Raw genomic sequence first — 4,593 nt, 5'->3', positions numbered from 1 at the left:
GTGCGAGAGCACCGGCCCCCTTCCGCATGTCCGGCTGCGGCCGGAACAGGCCCCGGGGCAGGCCTCTGGGACAGGCCCCGGGGCAAGCCAGGCCCCGGGGCAAGCCCAGGACAGGCCTCGGGACGCGCCCTAGGACAGCTGCCCGTCGTAGTCCGGCAGCTTGTACGTCTTCTCGGCGTGGCCGCCCGAGAGGTCGGTGGCGCTGTTGCCGATGTTCGCGATGATCGTGTAGCCCTTCGACTCGATGTCGACGCGCTGGGCGGTCTTGTAGGCGGCGACGTCCTTGAAGAGGTCGAACAGGCCGCGCACGTAGAGGCCGGAGACCCGGTAGCCGTCGTGCTCCAGGTTGTACTCGGTGGGCAGATAGATGATCCCCGGCCGGGCGGTGACGAAGAAGACGGCGACGCCGTGCTCCTGGGCGTACCGGGCGACCGCCAGGACCGGCTGGTTGGCCGGCTGCGGGTAGCTGAAGCCGAAGTCGGTCTCCAGCGCGGTGTTGTCGATGTCGAGCACGACGGCGGGCTTCTCGCCGGGCCGGGCGGCGGCGATGCGCTGCTCCAGGTACGGCAGGGCCTGGTCCATCACGGCCTGGCAGTCCCGCTGCCAGGTCGCGTAGTCGGTCTTCGTGGCGGCGGCCGAGGCGGTACCGTCCGCCGTCGCGGCCTCGGCGGGGGCGGCCATCGCCACCAGGGCGGCCGCGGAGACGGCGGCGGCCGACATACGGCGGGTCCAGGAGCCTGTGTTCATGCGTGGGGGGTCCTCTCACATCCGTGTACTGCCGGGATCATGGGCATGATCGCGGGTGAGGGTGGCGCGAGGGGAACCGTAGGGTTACCGGGCAGTAGGCGTACAGAGACGTGCGTCACAAAGGGGCGGGAAACGCGCTCAGTTGGGGCAGGAGAGGCCGTGGCGCCCACAAGTCGGCCCCGGAGGGCGTGTCCTGGAGGCCCGTCAGGGCATCGGCGGCGCGGCACGGCGATGCCGGATGCCAATTCGGCGCCTGCGGGGGCCGGTTCGCGCACCCGTCGCCGGGGTTCCGGGCGGGTCTCCACGGCGTAGCCCGCGTCACATTTCCGAACCCCCCGATCTTGCCGCCCGGTGACAAGCGGCACAGGCGATTTGTTCCCTACTATCCCGGTTAGTGAAACCCCGGATAATGACAAATCGGACATTCGCTCTCAAGTCCCCATGGCTTTTCCCGTGCCCCTCGTGTTGCCGTGCCGAATGGGGGTTGTGTCAAGAAGTGGGCGTTTTGGTGTGTGTTTACTACCTCTCGTCGTAGAACGCACGTTTGAGCGCAGATGGGGCCGCGGGTTACCAAGGTGTGGCCACCCCGGGCGAACGTCTGGACGCCGGGTGGCGCTCCTGTCCCCGAAGTCGTGAGGTTCCGATGTCTCAGCGTGTCTCGTCCCGTAACGCCCGCACGTCCCTGCTCCGCAACCGCGTCGCCGTTCTGGGCGCGGGCCTGGGGATGTCGGTCACGCTGGGGGCCGGGGTCGCTGCCGCCGCTCCCGCCACCGCACCGGCCGCCGCGCCGGTCGCGGCCAAGTCCGCCGCCAAGACGGTCGCGCCGGGGGCCGTGTGGGTCAAGCCGGTGAAGTACTACGCGCTGAGCGCCACCTTCAACCAGGCCGGCGGCATGTGGGCGCACAAGCACTCGGGCCAGGACTTCGCCGTGCCGACCGGCACCAACGTCGTCGCCGCGTCCGGTGGAACGGTCGTCAAGGCCGGTGGCGGGGGCGCCGGTGACGGCTCGGCCTACGGCAACGCCATCGTCATCAAGCACGCCAACGGCCTGTACTCGCAGTACGCCCACCTGTCCCGCATCGACGTGCGAATAGGCCAGTACGTCGCAGCCGGCCAGCACGTCGCCCTGTCGGGCAACACCGGCAACTCCAGTGGCCCGCACCTGCACTTCGAGATCCGCACGACCCCGAACTACGGATCGGCGATCAACCCCGTCACCTTCCTGCGCGCCAAGGGCGTGGCCGTCTGACCGGTTACGGTCACGAGCCCCGGTGGGCTTGCGTCACCTGATCGATGGCGACCTCCAGGACGGCCTTGCGCTTGTCCTCGGGGTCGCCTTCGAGGTCCTGCATGACGAACATGCCCGCGTGCAGCGTGAACAGGGCGCTCAGGCAGCGGACCTGGTCGACCAGGGGGGCGTCCGGGTCCATGATGATGTCGCGCAGGCCGCGCATCCGGTCCTTGAACGAGTCGCCGATGCGCAGTTCCCGCACCGTCGCCTGGTTCTCCTGCATGAAGCGGAACAACGGTGCCGCGTCGATCAGGGCCTGGTGGTAGCGCCGCACGATCTCCTGCTTGGTCTCCAGCGTGTGCGGCTGTCCCTTGCCCCACTCGATCAGTTCCCCGATGGGCCGGGTCAGGTCCTCGAAGATGCTGACCAGGATCTCTTCCTTGGTCTTGAAGTGGTAGTAGAGAGCGGCCTTGGTGACGTCCAGGCCCTCGGCGATCTCGCGCAGCGAGGTCTTCTCGTAACCCTGTTCGGCGAACAGTTCGAGTGCGACGTCCTGGATGCGCTGGCGCGTGTTGCCGCGACGCTGGTGCTTGGTGCCGTCCATGATGCCGACCATCCTCGTACTCCTTGCGCTCCCGGGAAACTTACTTGACGACCGGCTAGTTACGGCTCTATCTTGCCCAGTGTAGTCAACTAGCCGGTCGGCAAGTAAGTACCTGACCCGGGGGAGTGGGAATGATGGCGGACACACAGACGGTCGACACGGTCGACGCGGACGAGGAGAAACAGCCCAGGAGCGTGCGGGTGGTCCTGCTCGCGCTGATGCTCACGATGATGCTGGCGATGCTCGACAACATGATCGTCGGCACTGCCATGCCCACGATCGTGGGCGAGCTCGGCGGACTGGAACACCTCTCGTGGGTCGTGACGGCGTACACCCTCGCCACCGCGGCCTCCACCCCGATCTGGGGCAAGCTCGGCGACATGTACGGCCGCAAGGGCTCCTTCATGTCGTCGATCGTGATCTTCCTGATCGGCTCCGCGCTGAGCGGCATGGCCCAGAACATGGGCGAACTGATCGGGTTCCGGGCCGTCCAGGGCCTGGGCGCCGGTGGTCTCATGGTCGGCGTCATGGCGATCATCGGTGACCTGATCCCGCCCCGCGAGCGCGGCAAGTACCAGGGCATGATGGCCGGCATCATGGCGCTGGCGATGATCGGCGGTCCGCTGATCGGCGGCACCATCACCGACAACTGGGGCTGGCGCTGGTCCTTCTACATCAACCTGCCGCTCGGTGCGATCGCGCTCACCGCGATCAGTGTCGTCCTGCACCTGCCGAAGAAGCGGTCCGAGACGCGCATCGACTATCTCGGCGCCGCGCTGCTGACCGTCGGCATCACCTCCATCGTCCTCGTCACCACCTGGGGCGGCTCGGAGTACGCCTGGACGTCCGCGCGGATCATGGAGCTCATCGGCCTCGGCGTCGCCGCGCTGGTCGGGTTCGTGTTCTGGCAGACCAAGGCCGCCGAGCCGATCGTGCCGCTGCACATCTTCCGTAGCCGCAACTTCACCCTGATGTCGATCATCGGCTTCGTCACCGGCTTCGCGATGTTCGGCGCCACGCTCTTCCTGCCGCTGTACCAGCAGGCGGTCCAGGGCGCGTCCGCCACCAACTCCGGTCTGCTGCTGCTGCCCATGCTCGGCGCCATGCTCGTCACGTCGATGGTCGCCGGCCGGGTCACCACCAACACCGGGCGCTACAAGATCTTCCCCATCGTCGGCGGTGTGCTGATGGTGATCGGTCTCTACCTGCTGTCGACGATGGACACGGACACCACCCGCTTCATCTCCGGTGTCTACATGGCCGTCCTCGGCCTGGGCATGGGCTGCCTGATGCAGGTGACCATGCTGGTGGCGCAGAACAGCGTGCAGATGAAGGACATGGGCGTCGCGTCCTCCTCCACCACCCTGTTCCGTACGCTCGGCTCGTCGTTCGGTGTCGCCATCATGGGCGCGCTGTTCAACAACCGCGTCCAGGACGTCATGGCCGAGCGGGCCGGCGCGCTGGGCTCGAAGATCACCGAGCAGTCCCCGCAGCTGGACGCGGCGAGCCTGGCGAAGCTGCCGGCGGTGGCGCGGGAGGCCTACCAGCACGCGGTGTCGGCCGGTACTCACTCGGCGTTCATGCTGGGGGCGGCGGTGGCCGTGATCGTCATGGTGGCGTCGCTGTTCGTCAAGGAGGTCGCGCTCAAGGGAGCGGGGCCGAAGCAGGACGGCGCCGAGGGCGACGCGGCGATGGCCGCGATGGCCGAGTCCGTCTGATCCACCGATCGACGGACCCCGTCCGATCCGATCGTGAACCGAAGGCCCCCGGCTGGTGTCCGCCCCGGGGGCCTTCGCCTGTGCCGTCACGCCGACGGCCGCTCGCCGTCCTGCCGACGGCTGCCCACTGTTCGTCGCCGGACGGCCCACTGTTCGTCGCCGGACGGCCCGCGGTCCTGTCGCCGGGCGGCCCGCGCCGGTGGCCGCCGGGAGGGTACCGGGCGGGACCCCGCCGGGGGTGGCGCGGGTGGCGTCGGGTGGCCCCGCCGATGGGCGCAGGGGCGGCATCGGGC

General features: G+C 68.6%; 4 protein-coding genes. 2 read left to right on the top strand and 2 right to left on the bottom strand.

Going from position 1 to position 4,593, the window contains the following annotated elements; translation table 11 throughout:
• Positions 1-129 precede the first annotated feature (129 nt).
• Positions 130-747, bottom strand: coding sequence for an HAD family acid phosphatase (locus FNH09_RS44745; protein ID WP_152895608.1), 618 nt, complete (start codon positions 745-747; stop codon positions 130-132).
• 643 nt (positions 748-1,390) lie between these two features.
• Here FNH09_RS44745 and FNH09_RS44740 point away from each other — a divergent pair.
• Positions 1,391-1,996 carry a M23 family metallopeptidase gene (locus FNH09_RS44740; RefSeq protein WP_152895607.1) on the top strand — a complete coding sequence of 202 codons (606 nt, stop codon included), beginning with the start codon at positions 1,391-1,393 and terminating at the stop codon, positions 1,994-1,996.
• A gap of 10 nt (positions 1,997-2,006) precedes the next feature.
• Here FNH09_RS44740 and FNH09_RS44735 read toward each other — a convergent pair whose 3' ends face one another.
• On the bottom strand, positions 2,007-2,594 hold the full coding sequence (locus FNH09_RS44735; protein WP_152895606.1) for a TetR/AcrR family transcriptional regulator: 588 nt from the start codon (positions 2,592-2,594) through the stop codon (positions 2,007-2,009).
• Positions 2,595-2,716: 122 nt separating this feature from the next.
• On the opposite strand from FNH09_RS44735, the gene FNH09_RS44730 reads away from it, so the two are divergent.
• A complete protein-coding gene (locus tag FNH09_RS44730) occupies positions 2,717-4,300 on the top strand; it encodes an MDR family MFS transporter (RefSeq protein ID WP_152895609.1) in 1,584 nt (527 codons plus the stop codon).
• The last annotated feature ends 293 nt before the right edge of the window (positions 4,301-4,593 follow it).

The organism is Streptomyces adustus (genome assembly GCF_009377175.1).
GTDB classification, from domain to species: Bacteria; Actinomycetota; Actinomycetes; order Streptomycetales; family Streptomycetaceae; genus Streptomyces; species Streptomyces adustus.
Note: the sequence above shows the minus strand (reverse complement) of the source record. Positions and strands in the feature narration are given on the sequence as shown.